This is a genomic window from Microvirga sp. CF3016 (assembly GCF_036314085.1).
GTDB lineage: Bacteria > Pseudomonadota > Alphaproteobacteria > Rhizobiales > Beijerinckiaceae > Microvirga.
This window is the reverse complement of sequence record NZ_JAYGGM010000006.1, coordinates 17,899-34,031: the sequence shown is the minus strand read 5'-3', so window position 1 is coordinate 34,031 and position 16,133 is coordinate 17,899. Positions and strand designations below refer to the sequence as shown.

Below are 16,133 nucleotides of genomic sequence, written 5' to 3'. Positions count from 1 at the left end.
TCGTGGGTTTTGCCATATGGATGGCGCTCGCTGCCCCCGGCGTTGCTCAGCCCGCTTTACCACGCTCCCTCGCACCGAATGCGGATTTCAGCAAGATCTGCCAACCGGCCGCCAAGCCACAGCTCACACGCGATTGGAGCAAGTGGGACAAGGCGCAACCTGTCAGCAATCACGAGGAGATGTACGAGGCTGCAATCGCCTATCTCGAGGGCCGTGCCGAGATCAACCGGTCCCCACTGACGGCACGCAGGCTTCTCGAAGATCTCGCGGATCGGCCATGGGCCGGGAGAAGCCGGGCTCATTTCCGTCTCGGAAAGCTCTTCCTCGATCCGATTGCAGGCACTGTCGACCCCGAGCGAGCGGCTGCTCATCTCGAGACTGCCTCGTCCATGCTGAACATGGATGCTTCCGTCCTGCTTGGTCAATTGCACGCACAGGGCCGGATTGGCAAGGCTGATATCCGAGAAGCAGAGCGACTGCTCCGTGCGGCTTCAACGGCGGGCAACGTAGATGGCATGATCGGCCTGGCCCAGCTGCAGCGCAGCGGGAAAATCGGCGCTGTGCCACAAGCCGTGACAGACGATCTTATCAAGCTCGCGCTCCAGACCCTCTATGGCGACCTTGGGCGGGGGAAGTGTGGCGCTCTCTTCGAGATCGGGGCGATCCTGAGCGACGAGTCCCTCGTGCCCGGTGGATTGACCGAAGCGGTCCGGTGGTTGGAAGCCGCGGCTCGCCAAGGTGATGCCAAAGCGGATTTGGCTCTTGCGGAAATCTACATGCAGGGCCGTATCAATGCGGCTCCGGATCAGCTCCTGTCGCATCTCACCCGAGCGGCTGAGGCCGGAGAACCTCGAGCGATGACCTTGCTGGGCGAGCGTCTCATGCTTGGGGATCGCACATCCAAGGATGTGCCGAAGGCGATCGCCTGGCTGGAGCGGGCCGGGCTGAACGCCGATATCGAAGCTTATAAACTCCTCGCACGGCACTACCGTGGTGAATTGGGGACAGCGCCTGAATTGCCGAAGGCGGCAGAGGTCCTGGTGAAAGCAAGTGCCTTGCCTGGACATACCACCGGGGTTCTCGTGAGTCTTGCGCGGCTTCATGCCGTCGGCGTGAACGGTAAGCCTGACATCGGTGCAGCCTTGAGCCTCTATGGCCGAGCAGCGGCCCGTGGCGATGTCGGGTCTCTCACGGAAATGGCAAGGCTTCTGCTGAACTATCCGGAGACGGGACGCTCGGACGAGGCGCTCCGGCTTCTGAAGGAGGCTGCTGCGCGCGGCAATCCCGATGCTATGGGTGCTCTGGCCGAACTCTATGCCTGCAGCACAGCTGTCGCGCCGGATCGGGCGCGGGCCAAAGCTTGGTTGGAGCGTGCAGCGGAGGCTGGACATGTACGAAGCATTTCGGCCATTGCTTCCCAAACAATCAGCGATCCGAGCGCAGCACAACGGAATGCGAAAGCTCTTCTCCGCGCTGCCGAAAGGGGTGATCGTGAAGGCATGATTCTCCTCTCCCTCGCCTATCGCTCAGGCCTAGGTGTCAAGGCGGATGAAGCGGCCTCGGTCCGATGGCGCGAGGCCGCTCTCGCGCCGGGCGAAGGTCGGCCCCGCGCCATGCTCCTCCTGGCGCGCAGAATGCTGGCAGGTGAAAACGGAAGCCGCGACGAGGCCGGTGCTCGGGTGCTTCTCGATCGTGCTGCTCAGGAAGGCGATCCAAGCGCGCAGCTTGAGCTTGGGCGCCTGATGATTGCCCAGCGTGATCAGAGCAATGACATGCTGAACGGCTTGCAGCTCCTGAAGACAGCCGCCTCTGCCGGCAATGCTGCGGCGATGCTGACGCTCGCCGAGCTCCCCGATCCGCAGCATCAGGCAACAGGCAAGACGGCTTTGGAATGGAGACAGGCGGCGGCAGCAGCCGGCAACGTCAGGGCGGCCATTACACTGGCATCAACTGCAAAGAACGGATCTGATGCTCTCCGTTGGATCGCCAGGGTGGAATCACTGTCGGTTTGCTCGACGAGGGATATGGTGGAGCTTGCGCAGGTCTATCAGAAGGTGTCCGGTCCCGATCACAAGGATCGCGCCCGTCATTGGATCAAAAGAGCGCTCGACGATGTTCAGAGCGGCGCTCAGGATCCGGCGATCCTGTTCCTCATCGGACGGGCCCTGGTCGAGGACGTAGGTGGCCCGGCCAGCAAGGAAGACGCCGTCAAGTACATCAAGCTCTCAGCAGAGGCAGGCCGGGTCGAGGCGATGCGCTATCTTGGGCGCGGCTATGTCTCGGGCCAGATCGGTGAACGCAACACGCCGGCAGCGGTCGAATGGTTGTCCAAGGCATTGCAGAAGGGCGATGCTGCTGTAGCGGCTGATCTCTCAAGGCTCGCCGCTACGCCGTCCGGGGAGGCAGCCGGGGCGGTGGCGTCTCTCAAATCGAGCGCTGAGAGCGGTTTTGCCCCTGCTATGCGGGAATATGGTCGCAGCTTGCAGCTTGGATTTGGCGTCCCTGTGGATCCGCAGACCGGCGCGGCTTGGCTGCGGAGGGCTGCGGACGCCGGCGACATGATTGCCATGAAGGAACTGTCGCGCGCCTATGCATCGGGTTACGGCGTCGAACTCTCGGCCAATGCCAGCACGGAATGGCTGCAGCGTGCGGCACAGGCCGGAGACCCCGAGGCCATGTATGGCCTCAGCCTTGCCATGACCCTCGGCTTCGGAACGGACGTGAATGCAAGTGCAGCGCAAGATTGGCTTAAGACGGCAGAAGGAGCCGGCAGGAAGTGAGATCAGACCGGCAGTATCGCATCTCAAGGTCCAGGGCAGGCACTCATAATCGGTGTGCGGGAGTGGCAACATGATCAAGATAACTCAAATCGTTTTCCTGAGCTGCCTCTTCGCGAGCGCTTCTCCGGCTGCGATGGCCGCCTCTCCAGCAGAGGCAAAGGCTCCTGCATCTTCAATGGCGCAGCCCGCGTCTCCCACTCAGGCGCAACTTCGCGCCATGTCCACATTGCGGCTTCTCAGGCTCGGCCAGAAGGCTCTGGATGCGGAGATGGATACTCAGGACTTCGCAACAGGATTGGATGCAGCCAAGATCGCATCGTCTCGTGGAGATCGGGAAGCAACACGCCTCATGGCGAAGATCATGGCCCGTCACGAGGTGGCCTTGCAAGGGATCGACCGTGCCAGGCTCGAGCGGCGTCTGCGGTTCGAAGCTCTTCGAGGGGCATCGAGTTCGGTGCTCGCCGTGGCAGGCATGTACGATCGCGGCGAGGGGGTTCCTGTCGACACGAAAAAGGCTGCCGAATGGTATCTATGGGCTGCCCGTGTCGGGCATGAACGGGCCATGGCCTATGCAGCTTATGCCTATGGCACCGGCCGCGGCCTGGAACGTAATGAGGCAGCTGCCCTGAAATGGCTTGACGGCGTGAATGAAGGCCGAAAGCGCAGCACTCTTCTTGAGATCGGCTGGGCGCTCGCTCTGGGAACGGAGGGAACGACGGATATGGGTTCGGCCCTCAGGTTCTTCGAGCAGGCGGCTCAACTCAAGCCGAGCATCGCTTATCAGGTCGCTACCGAACTTGAGCGAGGAACCCGGGGGATTCAGAACCGTGAGGCAGCGGGGCAACTGATCAAGATCGCGGCCGAGCGTGGTGATTCCGGCGCTGCCATGCACATGGCCAACGCGCTTTCGAGCAGCAACATGATCGAAGACCAGCAACAGGCCGTGCGGTGGTACAGTCTTGCTGCTCTGGACAGGGACAATCTCGCTGCCGGGCAGATGCTCTCACGACTTCTTACCCTGCGCCCAACCGATGAGCTCGTTTCCCCCATCATCGCAGGCTTGGACAAGGCAGCGGCAGCCGGAAACGCAGAAGCGCTTATCGGCCTGGCTCATGCTTATGCAGACGGGATTGGTGTGGGTGCATCGCCGGAGAAGGCCGCAAGCCTGCTGCAGGTGGCAGCCGACTCAGGCAGTTCCGAAGCCAAGTATCGGCTCGGACTCATGTACAAGTCCGGCTTGGGCGTCAATGCGGATCTCAAGAGGGCGATTGAGCTCATGAGCAGCGCCCGAGAAAGCGGCTTTCCCCTCGCAGCGGTCGCTTTGAGCACCATGACGGGTTCTGCCGAGGATGCTGGGAAGGCTCCACCCGTGGCGCCGAATGCCGTCGCTCAATAGTGGGTTATGAATGACATACACTGCTTGGCGATGCAGGACTGATGACGCATCGCAAAGCTCTGAATGCACAATCATTACCAAGCATTGTTGCACTGAAATGGGTGTCCGCCTTTGAGGCGGATGCTCAAGTGCCTCTTTATGGATAGGCAGGGCCATCCTTCATTGCTGCTGGTAATTGCACTGTTGCGCATCGGCAAAAGCGCGTGCTGCAGAAGCATCCTGCGCGGACAGCAAGGCATGACGAACAACATGAAGATTGAACACGGCGTCCGAGCGCTAGCGTGGTATGCATTCATCTACTTGCGAAATAGCTCAGCTTGTTTCAACGCCGGTCCGGCCGCATTTGAACGAGAGTTTATGCAATAAAGTGGCGCAATGGCAGGCTCAATCGTCGAGGTGCTTTTGCTGGTAAATTATGCTCAAGTTGAGGTAGCTTGAGGAAAGCATTTGTTTCTACCTCCTAAGCATAATTCGATACCTCTTTATTAAGGATGGCTAACAAACCGTTAATTTGTACAATTCGGGGTAATCTCTGCGGAAAGGCCCTTCGCATGTCACACCTTCTCCCAGTCACCACGGTTTTAAGCTGCAAGAATTCAATGCTGCGCGAGGGCTTGAGGCATATTCTCTCAAGTACACGTTTCCGATTGCATTCGGAAAACTTGGCGCGCGGACAATTCGCTCTGGATGAGATCGCTCAAGAAGGCCAACTCCTCTTCATCCTCGACGCGAATCTTTATCCATCGGGATTGGCCGAGGGGATCGGATCCCTAAAGCTGCAATATGCCCAAGCTCGCATTGTCGTGCTGTCTGACAGCTTCAATCTTGAGGGAATGAAGTCCGCCTTCCAATCGGGAGCGGATGGATATTGTCTCGCGACAACGGGATGCGAGGCTCTGATCAAGTATCTTGACCTCGTGATGCTGGGTGAAGTCGTCTTCCCGTCCGCAGCTTTCCTTACGGCGATCTCTACACATGCGGAAGAGCTTGACCTTTCGAAGGAAATGCCTGTGATCAAGGTATCCTCCTTGCAGGCTGCCCCGACTTCGGATGGGCAAGATTCTCCTATACGGACCCTGTCGAGCAGAGAGGCGGAAATTCTGCAGTGCTTGATGCAGGGCGCTCCGAACAAGGTTATTGCTCGCAAACTCGATGTGGCTGAAGCAACTGTGAAAGTTCACATCAAGGCTATTCTGCGCAAGATCCGTGTTGCAAACCGGACGCAGGCTGCCATGTGGGCGGTCAATCATCTGTCTTCAGGCTCGGCGGATGCATCTTGGGTGCACTCCGGTGAGAGGCTGGCTGCGAACAGTCTTCGCTGACGGGATTGGTGCTGATACACGGAGAAAGCAACGTCTCGCCGATCGTGGATCGGTGTAGGTCGTGCTGCAGAGCCCGTCACCGGCAATACTGGGGTCCGATGCTCAATTCCTCGGATGGCGCATCGCTTGGGGTGGGAGCCAGGCTGTTTGGCGCTAGGCTCGTTTGAGAAGGCGGTGTTTGCACGGACCGTCGGATGTTGCTCGGGTCCGGAATCAAGCCGGTTAGAGAAATCCCAGGCCGATGGTAGTGAGTACCGCTTCCGTGTCCCGGGAACTCCACTGGGAGATGTTCAGGCAAAATGCTGAGTACTAGGCGGATCAAATTCCGATACTTATGGAGCAATCATCTGATGATATATTATATCATAAAATTACTTTCGATTAAAGATTATTAAAAGGAATTGAATGGGTAATGATTGTCTCCGATGAGATTATAAGCTAAACATCTTTAGGGGATATTTCCATTTGCCTGACCGAATCAAGACCAGAAAGGCATCTGCGATGCGGAACACCTACGATCTTGATAGTCTCCCACATCCAGGAGCCTCATCTGCCAAGGATGTCGCGTATTCAAGATACATGGAGCTGGCCCGTTCGGTTGAGCCGTCCTCGGCAGAACATGTTGCTGCCCGCTCCATGAAGACGCTTCTCATTGAGCCGAATGCTCTGTTGAGAGAAGGTCTGCGTAGAATTCTCGCCGAGACAGAATATTCGCCCTCCGCGGCAGCATCGAGCCTTGATGAAATAGGTTCGCTGACGGGCTTCGATAACAGCACGATCGTTCTGATCATCGACGCTAGCCGAGACCATGACGAAACCTGCCGTCAGGCCAGGGCACTGAAGGAAAGCAATCCCAGCGCGAAGGTCGTGATGCTGATCGAGCAGTATGACCTCCAGCAAGTGGTCGCGGCCTTCCAGGCTGGTGCGGATGCCTACCTCAAAAAGTCGATCTCGCACGAGGTACTCGTGAAGTCGCTCGACCTCGTGATGCTGGGAGAGGCGATCTTCCCCGGCGCGATCCTCGATCTGCTGCGGGAGCGGGAGGCTCAGGCCCGTCATGAGAATGAGGCCCCGGCTGCCGACGATCCTCATGAGATGTGCGCTCCAGCGAAAGGTCTCTCCGTTCGCGAGACGGTTATTCTGCGCTGCCTGATGGACGGCGACTCGAACAAGATTATCGCCCGAAAATTCGACATCACGGAAGCGACCGTGAAGGTTCACGTCAAAGCGATCCTGCGCAAGATCCAGGCAAAGAATCGGACCCAGGCCGCAATCTGGGCTGCAAGTCATCTTCCTGGGACCCGGGGCACCTCGGCGAGCTGAGCCTCCCCCTTGGCGCCTTTTCAATGGGAGCCGGTGGCTCCCATTGGCCAGTCTAGATTATCCCCGTGACATTCTGGACCGGTTAAGCCGAACGTTGGACCAGCGAAGCAGTGTGCGACTGGTCTTCCAGGATCATCGCGGCTCCCTTTTCGGCGATCATCAAGGTTGGCGAGTTCGTATTCCCGCTCGTGATGGTCGGCATGACGGAGGCGTCGACGACGCGCAGGCCCTCGATCCCGCGGACGCGCAAGCGCTCGTCCGTGACTGCCATCGGATCGCTATCGAGCCCCATCTTGGCAGTCCCGACCGGATGGAAGATCGTGGTGCCGATATCCCGCGCACCATTCAGAAGCTCTTCATCCGTCGTCAGTTCAGCTCCCGGCTTGTACTCCTCGGGGCGATATTTCTGAAGGGCAGGCATCGACACGATGCGCCGAACCAGGCGCAGCGCATCCACAGCGACCCTCTGGTCCTCCGAAGTTGAAAGATAGTTGGGACGTATAGCGGGCGCGTCGCCCGGGCTGCCGCTGCGGATCTTGACGCTTCCCCGGCTGGTCGGCCGCAGGTTACACACGCTCGCTGTGAAGGCCGGGAAGGGGTGCGGGTCGTCCCCAAACTTGTCCAGCGACAGGGGCTGGATGTGGAACTGGAGGTTCGGCGTCGCATATTCCGATGATGAGCGCGTGAAGGCTCCCAGCTGCGACGGTGCCATCGTGAGCGGCCCTTTTCGGAAGAGAGCATATTCGAGCGCCATCTGCCCCCTCTTGAAAAGGGACCGGTAGTCTTCGTTGAGCGTTCGCACCCCTTGTACCTTGTAGATCGGGCGCAGCTGCAGGTGATCCTGCAGGTTCTCGCCGACGCCGGGCAGGTGGTGGACCACGTCGATCCCGTGCTGCTGGAGGAACACGCCGTCGCCTATTCCGGACAGTTGCAGGAGTTGCGGGGAGGCAATGGCGCCTGCTGAGAGCACGACCTCCTTCCGCGCCAGAAGACGCCTCAGGGTGCCGTTCTGGAGGACCTCGACCCCGATCGCGCGCTGTCCCTCGAATAGGAGGCGCGTGGCATGAGCATTCGTTTCAACCTTCAGATTGGGACGGGACAGGGCCGGCTTGAGGAAGCCGCGCGCCGCGGACCAGCGCCTCCCGCTCTTCTGGTTGACATGGAAATAGGAGATGCCCTCGTTGCTGCCTGTGTTGAAGTCGCTAACCCGCGGAATCCCGGCTTCGACGGCCGCCTCGATGAACGTGTCGAGCAGGTCCCAGCGCATGCGGGGTGCCTCGACGCGCCACTCGCCGCCGGCGCCATGGTGCTCTCCTGCTCCGAGATAATGGTCCAGATGCTGACGGAAGATCGGCCTCACATCGTCCCATCCCCAGCCTGTCAGACCCATCTGGCGCCAGTTGTCGTAATCCTCGCGCTGCCCGCGCATGTAGATCATGGCGTTGATAGCCGAGCAGCCGCCCAGGACCTTGCCGCGGGGATAGTTCAGGACACGGCCGTTCAGACCAGGCTCCGCTTCGGTCTTGAACATCCAGTCGGCACGAGGATTGCCGATGGCGAAAAGATAGCCGACTGGGATGTGGAACCAGATCCAGTTGTCCTTGCCGCCGGCTTCGAGAATGCAGACGGAGTTCCGGGGATCCTTGGACAAGCGGTTCGCCAGAACACAGCCCGCGGAACCTGCGCCGACAATCACGTAATCGAAGGTATCACTGCCTGACATGGTACGGCTCAATGGCATGAGCCGGCGTTCAACCGCATGAACGCCGGCAGAGTTTGCGACGCTCGTGTCTCAGGAGGCGCTTTTCGACTTGCGCCTCATCAGCTCCAGGATCTCTCCCACGATGCCTCGGCGGAACAGCAGCACGCAGATCACGAAGATGATGCCGATCAGCACCGTCACGGGGAAGTCGGACGCAGCCAAGTAATTCTGCAGGGCAATCACCAGGCCGGCGCCGACGATGGGACCGACCAGTGTGCCGATGCCGCCGAGAAGGGTCATGAGGATGACCTCGCCGGACATTTGCCACTGCACGTCGGTGAGGGTTGCAAACTGGAAGACGATGGCCTTCGTGCCGCCGGCGAGTCCTGCTAGCGCGGCCGACATGACGAAGGCGCCGAGCTTGTAGCGATCGACCCGGTAGCCCAGCGAGACGGCGCGCCGCTCGTTCTCGCGGATCGCCTTGAGGATGTTGCCGAAGGGCGAATTGACGATGCGCCAGATAGCGAAGAAGCCGAACAGGAAGATTGCCAGGGTGACGTAGTACATGGTCAAGGGCTGGTTCAGGTCGATGAAGCCGAGCAGATGGCCGCGCGGCACGCCCTGGATCCCGTCTTCGCCGTGGGTGAAAGGAACCTGCAGGCAGATGAAGGCGAACATCTGCGACAGAGCCAAGGTGATCATGGCGAAATAGATGCCCTGGCGGCGGATGGCCACGAACCCGATGATGAGGCCCATGACGGCGGCTCCGACGACACCCAGCAGAATGGCTGTCAGGGGCTCCCATCCCCACACCTTGGCCGCATGGGCGGTGAAATAAGCGGCCCCGCCGAAGAAGGCCGCATGGCCGAAGGAGAGAAGGCCCACGTAGCCGATGAGCAGGTTGAAGGCGCAGGCGAAGAGCGCGAAGCAGAGCACGCTCATCAGCATGACGGGATAGAAGAAGAAGGGAGCCGCCAGCAGGGCCGCAACGGAGATCGCCCCAAGCACCATGGACGACGTGCGCAGCTTGGGCTCTTCCGCAAGATATTGGGTTCCGACAGCCATGATATCATTCCTCCCGCCCGAAGAGACCTGCCGGCCTGACGAGCAGAACGATGGCCATGATCACGAAGATAACGATACTCGAGGCCTCCGGGTAGAAAACCTTTGTGAGCCCCTCGAGAACGCCGAGAACGTAGCCGGTCACGATGGCGCCCAGGATGGAGCCCATGCCGCCGACCACAACCACGGCGAAGACGATGATGATGAGGTTCGAACCCATCAGGGGGCTCACCTGATAGATCGGCGCCGCCAGGACGCCCGCCAGCCCAGCCAGCGCTGCGCCGAGGCCGTAGGTGAGGGTCAGAAGCAGGGGCACGTTCACGCCGAAGGCTTGGACGAGCGTGGCATTTTCCGTAGCTGCCCGCAGATAGGCGCCGAGCCGCGTCTTCTCGATGAGAAGCCACGTGCCGATGCAGACGACCAGGGAGGCAATCACCACCCAGCCGCGATAAATCGGCATGAACATGAAGCCTAGATTGAGAGCCCCGGTCAGTTGCGGCGGTGCGGCATAGGGCTGGCCGGCTGCGCCGAACCAGTAGCGGAAGGCGCCCTCAAGAATGAGCGCGAGGCCGAAGGTCAGGAGTAGGCCGTAGAGCGGATCGACGCCGTAGAGACGGCTTAGCATCGTCTTCTCGATCACCACCGCAATGGCGCCGACGATCAGAGGAGCCAGGAGGAGAGCCGGCCAGTACCCGATCCCGAGCCAGTTCAGGAGCAGGTAGGCGGCGAAGGCGCCGAGCATGTATTGCGCGCCGTGGGCGAAGTTGATGACCCGCAGCAGGCCGAAGATCACGGCAAGGCCAAGGCTCAGCATGGCATAGAAGGAGCCGTTGATCAGGCCGATGAGGATCTGGCCGTAAAGGGCGGGGGCGGGAATGCCGAAAATCGTACTCATGATGCTCTACACCCCAAGAACTTCGTGAAGTTCGTCCATGCGCGCGTCGAGCTCATGCCCGGGGAACGAGTTCACCATACGCCCATCCTCCATGAGGTAGAAGCGATCGGCCACTTTCTTCGCGAAGCGGAAGTTCTGTTCCACGAGCAGGATGGTCATGCCGCGCTTCTTCAGGGCAACCAGCACATCGCCGATGCGCTGGACGATCACAGGAGCCAGGCCCTCTGTCGGCTCGTCCAGAAGGATGATCCTCGCGCCGGTGCGCAGCACGCGGGCGATGGCGAGCATCTGCTGCTCGCCGCCCGAGAGCTTGGTGCCCTGGCTGGAGCGGCGCTCCTGGAGATTGGGGAAGAGGGTGTAGATCTCCTCCACGCTCATGCCGCCTTCCGAAACGGTCGGCGGCAGCATCAGGTTCTCGGAGACGTTGAGGCTCGCGAAGATGCCGCGCTCCTCGGGCACGTAGCCGAGGCCGGACTGCGCGACCTTGTGAAGCGGTAGCCCCAGGAGGTCCTTGCCGCGCAGGCGGATGACCCCTTCGCGCCGGCGCAGGATTCCCATGATGGCGCGCAGAGTGGTTGTCTTGCCCGCGCCGTTGCGGCCGAGCAGGGTGACGGTTTCGCCCTCGCGGATGTCGAGATCGACACCATGGAGAACATGGCTCTCGCCATACCAGGCATTGAGCCCGCGAACTTCGAGAAGAGGAGCGCTACTCATGCTCGGTTCCCATATAGGCTTCACGCACGCGAGGATCCTGGCTGACTGTGTCGTAGGACCCGTCGGAGAGAATCTCGCCGCGTGCCAGGACGGTGACGCGATCGCAGAGATCGGCGACGACGTTCAGGTTGTGCTCGACCATCAGGACCGTGCGGTTCTTGGCGATGCGCCGGATCAGATCGGAAATGCGGCCGATATCCTCATGGCCCATGCCGGCCATGGGCTCGTCGAGCAGCAGCATGGCGGGATCGAGAGCCAAAGTGGTCGCAATCTCGAGCGCGCGCTTGCGACCGTAGGACAATTCGACGGCCGGCAGATGCGCATAGGCCCTGAGGCCAACAGCATCGATGAGCTCCATGGCGTGATCGTTGAGGCTCGAAAGAGCTGCAGCAGGGCGCCAGAACTGCGTAGCGAGCCCGGACGGACGCTGCAGCGCCACGCGCACATTGTCGAGCACGGTCAGATGCGGAAACACCGCCGAAATCTGGAAGGAGCGAACGAGCCCGAGGCGGGCGACCTCGGCAGGTTTCAGGCCCGTAATGTCCGAACCCCTGAAGGCGATCTGCCCGCGGGTTGGGGTGAGAAACTTCGTGAGCAGGTTGAAGACCGTTGTCTTCCCGGCGCCGTTGGGGCCGATCAGGGCATGGATGGTCCCCTCATTGACCGACAGCGTCACGTCCTTCACGGCGACGAAGCCGCGAAACTCCATGGTGAGCCCGGTGGCACTCAGGATAGGTTGCGTACTGACCATATGAACCGGCCGACACTCTCGTGGTAAGGAGGCAACGGCTGGCTCGGGCACGAAGCCCGATACCAGCCGCTGTCGGAGGACGAAGAGGTGGGGCAGCCTTGGCGCCTCACCTCAGCCAAGAATTACTGCGTGAGCTGGCAGCCGCTGTCGGCAAGCTTCATGTAGGCCTGGTCGCCCGGAACCTTGGCGAGCTGCTTGTACATGTCCCACTCGCCCTTGCTCTCTTCCGGCTTCTTCACCTGGAAGAGATACATGTCGTAGACCATGCGGCCGTTGGGCAGCACCTTGCCGTTCTTGGCGAAGACGTCCTCGACCGGCATCTCGTGCAGGAGCTTGGCGACCGGCTCGGTCGCATCCGTGCCGGCCTTCTGGATCGCCTTGAGGTACTGCGTCACGGCGGAGTAGGTGCCGACATGGATCATGTTCGGCATGCGGCCGGTCTTCTCCTGGAACTTCTTGGCGAAGGCGCGGTTCTCGTCGCTCTGATCCCAGTACCAGCCTTCCGTCAGGGTCAGGCCCTGCGCTGCTTTCAGGCCAAGGCCCTTTACCTCGGCAAGGGTGAAGAGCAGAGCGGCAAGGCGCGTGCCGCCCTGGGTGATGCCGAATTCGGCCGCCTGCTTGATGGCGTTGGCGGTATCGAGACCGGCATTGGCCATGCCGACCACGTTGGCGCCGGAGCTCTGCGCCTGCAGCAGGAAGGACGAGTAATCGGTGGCCGCCAGCGGATGGCGGACCGCGCCGGCAACCTGACCGCCCTTCGACTTCACGAACTTCGAGGTCTGATCCTCAAGAGAATAGCCGAAGGCGTAATCGGCGGTGAGGAAGAACCACTTGTTGCCGCCGTTCTCCACCAACGCGCCGCCGGTGCCGACGGCGAGAGCGTGTGTGTCATAGGCCCAGTGGAAGCCGTAGGGCGTGCACTGCTTGCCGGTGAGATCGGTCGTCGCCGCACCGGTCGTCATCGTGATCTTCTTCTTATCCTTGGACAGGCCTTGGACGGCGAGCGCCACCGACGAGGTAGTCAGCTCCATGATGGAATCGACCTTTTCCGTGTCGTACCACTGACGGGCGATGCTCGCTGCCACGTCAGGTTTGTTCTGGTGATCAGCGCTCACGATTTCGACCGGCACGCCGAGAACTTTGCCGCCGAAATCCTGCACGGCCATGCGGGCCGCCTCGACGGAGGACTTGCCGCCGAAATCCGCGTAGACGCCGGACTGATCGTTCAGGATGCCGATCTTGACCACGCCATCGGAGGCCTGCTGCGCGGAGGCCGACTGCGCCACGACGGTGCAGCTGAGGGCAAACAGAAGCTTACTGAGAACTCGCATCGATTTTCCTTCCCTTCATTCCGAGGCCGGTTGATCCGGCCATTGTTCGAGCCGCAGCGCGAGGGCGCGCTCGGCGATGGTCAGAAAGGTACAGCGACTTATGCCTTGTGCAATGCGAGAAGAGGTCATCCTTAAGTCGCAGGTCTCTTTAAGCTTCAAGTTTCTGCCTCATTTTCAGGCATGGGCGCCACCGACCTGTCGAAAAGCTTGACCGCTTCGTCGGCAACCCTGCTCCGCATCTCGGGCGGTTCACAGAGGCGGAGGCGGCGCTTATATCTCCCTCAGCTTTCCTTTCGATTGGAGACCCGAGATGACTGTTCATTCGCGTCCTGTTGCTCGTCGTGCTGTGGATCTGAAGGATCCGTCGTTGCTGGTGTCTCGGGCCTACGTGGCGGGCGAGTGGATCGAGGCGCCGGACGGGAAGACCATCCCGGTGACCGACCCGTTCGACGGGGCTCTGATCCTCGAAGTGCCGGATCTCGGCCCTGAGGCGGCCCGCCGGGCCATCGATACGGCCCATGAGGTGCAAAAGGACTGGGCGAAGCGCACCGCCAAGGAGCGCAGCGCCATCCTGAGGAAGTGGTACGACCTGATCATCGCCAATGCCGACGATCTGGCGCTCATCCTCACCACCGAGCAGGGCAAGCCCCTGGCCGAGGCCAAGGGCGAGGTGATCTCGAACGCCGCCTATATCGAGTGGTTCGCCGAGGAGGCCAAACGCATCGATGGCGACGTCATTCCCAGCGCTCACCCGAGCCAGCGAATCGTGGTGCTCAAGCAGCCGGTGGGGGTGTGCGCCGCCATCACCCCCTGGAACTTTCCCAACGGCATGATCACCCGGAAAGTGGGCCCGGCGCTCGCCGCCGGCTGCACCATGGTGCTCAAGCCCGCCGCCCAGACCCCGCTCTCGGCCCTGGCGCTGGCCGTTCTGGCCGAGCGGGCCGGCATCCCGAAGGGCGCGTTCTCGGTGATCACCGGCGAGGCCAAGCCGATCGGCGAGGAGTTCTGTCATAACCCGAAGGTGGCCAAGATCACGTTTACTGGCTCGACCGGTGTGGGCCGCTGGCTGATGAAGGAGGCCGCGGACGGCATCAAGCGGCTGTCGCTGGAGCTGGGCGGCAATGCTCCGTTCATCGTCTTTGACGATGCCGATCTGGACGCGGCCGTGGAGGGTGCGCTGGCGTCGAAGTTCCGCAATGCGGGCCAGACCTGCGTGTGCGCCAACCGGATCTATGTGCAGGAGGGCGTAGCGGGGGCCTTTGCCGAGAAGCTTGCGGCCAAGGCGAAGAGCCTCAAGCTCGGGCGGGGCACGGAGCCTGGCGTCGCCATGGGACCGCTGATCGACGAGCGAGCGGTGGCCAAGATGGAGGAGCACGTGGCCGATGTGCTGGAGAAGGGTGGGAAGCTGCTGGTAGGCGGCAAGCGCTCTGATCTGGGCAGCACCTTCTTCGAGCCCACCGTGATGACGGGCGTCACGCAGGCGATGAAGGTAACGAAGGAGGAGACGTTTGCCCCTCTGGCGCCGATCATCGCCTTCAAGGACGAGGCGGACGTGATCGCCATGGCCAACGACTCGGAGTTCGGTCTGGCATCGTACTTTTATGCCCGGGACATGGCGCGCGTCTGGCGGGTGGCGGAGGCACTCGAGAGTGGCATGGTGGGGGTGAACACGCCCGCGCTGGCCAACGAGATGGCGCCGTTCGGCGGCGTGAAGCAGTCGGGCCTGGGGCGGGAAGGCTCCAAGTACGGAATCGAGGGCTTCCTCGAAATCAAATACATCAACATCGCAGGATTGTGAGAACGAAAGGGCCTGGCATTGCCGGGCCCTTTCGTTGATGGGAATTCGTGGCTTCTGCTCCAGCCTAGGCGCTCCTCGCCTTGAGCAGCAAATCGGCCAGTTCCACGAAGCCTTCTCCCGAATGGCCCTCCGCCACATAGGCCGGCGTGCTGGCCAGGCGGTGCGCAAAGGCCTGGATATTCGCCACGCCGACGCTCAAGGGGAAGGCTGCGAACATGGGCTCGTCGTTCGGCGAGTCGCCCGCATAGATCGCGGCCGTTTTCGCCTCCTCCCACTCCATGTCGAACACATCGGCCAGGAGGGTCTTGGCCATGCTCAGCTTGTTGTACTCGCCGAACCATCCGTTCACATGAATGGAGCTGACCTTAGCCTGTGCGCCGGCACGCTCGAAGATGGAGACGATCCGGTCCACCTCCGTTTCGGGTAAGGCGGGGACGTCCTCGCAGAAGTCGATGGCGAGATCCGCCATGCGATAGGCCTGATCGCTGGCGAGCGCCGCGCCAGGGATGCTGGTGAGCACTTCCTGCTCGATGGCATCGAGCTTGGCGCGGTTTCGCTCCAGGTCATCGGGGCTCGCCCAGAAGCGCTGCTGCATCTTCTTGCGGTCGCGATCGTAACGGAAATAAAAGGCGCCGTTTTCTCCCACCACCGCATCCACGGGCCACATGCGGGCGATGTGATCGCACCATCCTGCCGGTCGACCGGTCACGGGAATGACGAGAAAGCCTGCACGATGGAGCCGTTCAAGCGCGCCGTAGGCCGCAGCCGTGAGCATCCCTTCCGTGGTGAGGGTGTCGTCGATGTCGGTCAGCACCATCCGGACAGAGCGCGCCGTCTCCAAGGGCATCTGGGACAGGGGCTTCATGCCGCGATTCTCGAAAGGAGGCGTGGAAGCGGGGCGCTGTGACATCGGCAAGGGCATCCTCGGGTGGGTCGAACAATCATGAGACGGCTAACGGCCGGTCTTTAAGCATGATCCTGTAGCGTGTTCCAAGGCCTTTGATAGGAGACAACGTCGCCCTGTGCGCAAACTGCAGCCGCAGGCTTCACGCGGGGGAT

At 61.2% G+C, this 16,133-nt stretch carries 12 protein-coding genes; 5 read left to right on the top strand and 7 right to left on the bottom strand.

What is annotated here, in order from left to right; all coding sequences use genetic code 11:
• Nucleotides 1-2: 2 nt before the first annotated feature.
• The 4 genes from VB672_RS10305 (at nucleotide 3) to VB672_RS10290 (ending at nucleotide 6,821) form a co-directional block, all read left to right on the top strand.
• Nucleotides 3-2,780 carry a tetratricopeptide repeat protein gene (locus VB672_RS10305; protein ID WP_329784110.1) on the top strand — a complete coding sequence of 926 codons (2,778 nt, stop codon included), beginning with the start codon at nucleotides 3-5 and terminating at the stop codon, nucleotides 2,778-2,780.
• A gap of 217 nt (nucleotides 2,781-2,997) precedes the next feature.
• On the top strand, nucleotides 2,998-4,176 hold the full coding sequence (locus VB672_RS10300; protein WP_329784109.1) for a tetratricopeptide repeat protein: 1,179 nt from the start codon (nucleotides 2,998-3,000) through the stop codon (nucleotides 4,174-4,176).
• 551 nt (nucleotides 4,177-4,727) lie between these two features.
• The gene (locus VB672_RS10295; protein ID WP_329784108.1) at nucleotides 4,728-5,498 is read left to right on the top strand and encodes a LuxR C-terminal-related transcriptional regulator; all 771 of its coding nucleotides are present in this window, start codon (nucleotides 4,728-4,730) and stop codon (nucleotides 5,496-5,498) included.
• A 636-nt stretch (nucleotides 5,499-6,134) separates the two neighbouring features.
• Nucleotides 6,135-6,821 (top strand): response regulator transcription factor, encoded by a 687-nt coding sequence (locus tag VB672_RS10290; protein WP_329784107.1) that lies wholly within the window; start codon nucleotides 6,135-6,137, stop codon nucleotides 6,819-6,821.
• 82 nt (nucleotides 6,822-6,903) lie between these two features.
• Here the strand turns inward: VB672_RS10290 and VB672_RS10285 are convergent, their stop codons facing one another.
• The 6 genes from VB672_RS10285 to VB672_RS10260 all read right to left on the bottom strand — a co-directional run bounded on the left by VB672_RS10285 (nucleotide 6,904) and on the right by VB672_RS10260 (nucleotide 13,276).
• On the bottom strand, nucleotides 6,904-8,544 hold the full coding sequence (locus VB672_RS10285) for a GMC family oxidoreductase (RefSeq protein ID WP_329784106.1): 1,641 nt from the start codon (nucleotides 8,542-8,544) through the stop codon (nucleotides 6,904-6,906).
• A 69-nt stretch (nucleotides 8,545-8,613) separates the two neighbouring features.
• The gene (locus VB672_RS10280) at nucleotides 8,614-9,534 is read right to left on the bottom strand and encodes a branched-chain amino acid ABC transporter permease (RefSeq protein ID WP_442932003.1); all 921 of its coding nucleotides are present in this window, start codon (nucleotides 9,532-9,534) and stop codon (nucleotides 8,614-8,616) included.
• 58 nt (nucleotides 9,535-9,592) lie between these two features.
• Complete coding sequence (locus tag VB672_RS10275) at nucleotides 9,593-10,480, bottom strand: branched-chain amino acid ABC transporter permease (RefSeq protein WP_329784104.1); 888 nt, start codon at nucleotides 10,478-10,480, stop codon at nucleotides 9,593-9,595.
• Between the two features lie 6 nt (nucleotides 10,481-10,486).
• Nucleotides 10,487-11,194, bottom strand: a complete 708-nt coding sequence (locus tag VB672_RS10270; RefSeq protein ID WP_329784103.1) for an ABC transporter ATP-binding protein — start codon at nucleotides 11,192-11,194, stop codon at nucleotides 10,487-10,489.
• Entirely contained in the window at nucleotides 11,187-11,945 is a 759-nt protein-coding gene (locus VB672_RS10265) for an ABC transporter ATP-binding protein (RefSeq protein ID WP_329784102.1), read from the bottom strand. Before VB672_RS10265 ends, VB672_RS10270 begins: the two co-directional genes overlap by 8 nt.
• 122 nt (nucleotides 11,946-12,067) lie before the next feature.
• Nucleotides 12,068-13,276 (bottom strand): ABC transporter substrate-binding protein, encoded by a 1,209-nt coding sequence (locus tag VB672_RS10260; RefSeq protein WP_329784101.1) that lies wholly within the window; start codon nucleotides 13,274-13,276, stop codon nucleotides 12,068-12,070.
• Between the two features lie 310 nt (nucleotides 13,277-13,586).
• Between VB672_RS10260 and VB672_RS10255 the strand changes: the two genes are divergently transcribed.
• The gene (locus tag VB672_RS10255) at nucleotides 13,587-15,074 is read left to right on the top strand and encodes an NAD-dependent succinate-semialdehyde dehydrogenase (protein WP_329784100.1); all 1,488 of its coding nucleotides are present in this window, start codon (nucleotides 13,587-13,589) and stop codon (nucleotides 15,072-15,074) included.
• Between the two features lie 64 nt (nucleotides 15,075-15,138).
• Here the strand turns inward: VB672_RS10255 and VB672_RS10250 are convergent, their stop codons facing one another.
• Nucleotides 15,139-15,939 carry an HAD-IIB family hydrolase gene (locus VB672_RS10250; RefSeq protein WP_442932002.1) on the bottom strand — a complete coding sequence of 267 codons (801 nt, stop codon included), beginning with the start codon at nucleotides 15,937-15,939 and terminating at the stop codon, nucleotides 15,139-15,141.
• Nucleotides 15,940-16,133: the final 194 nt, after the last annotated feature.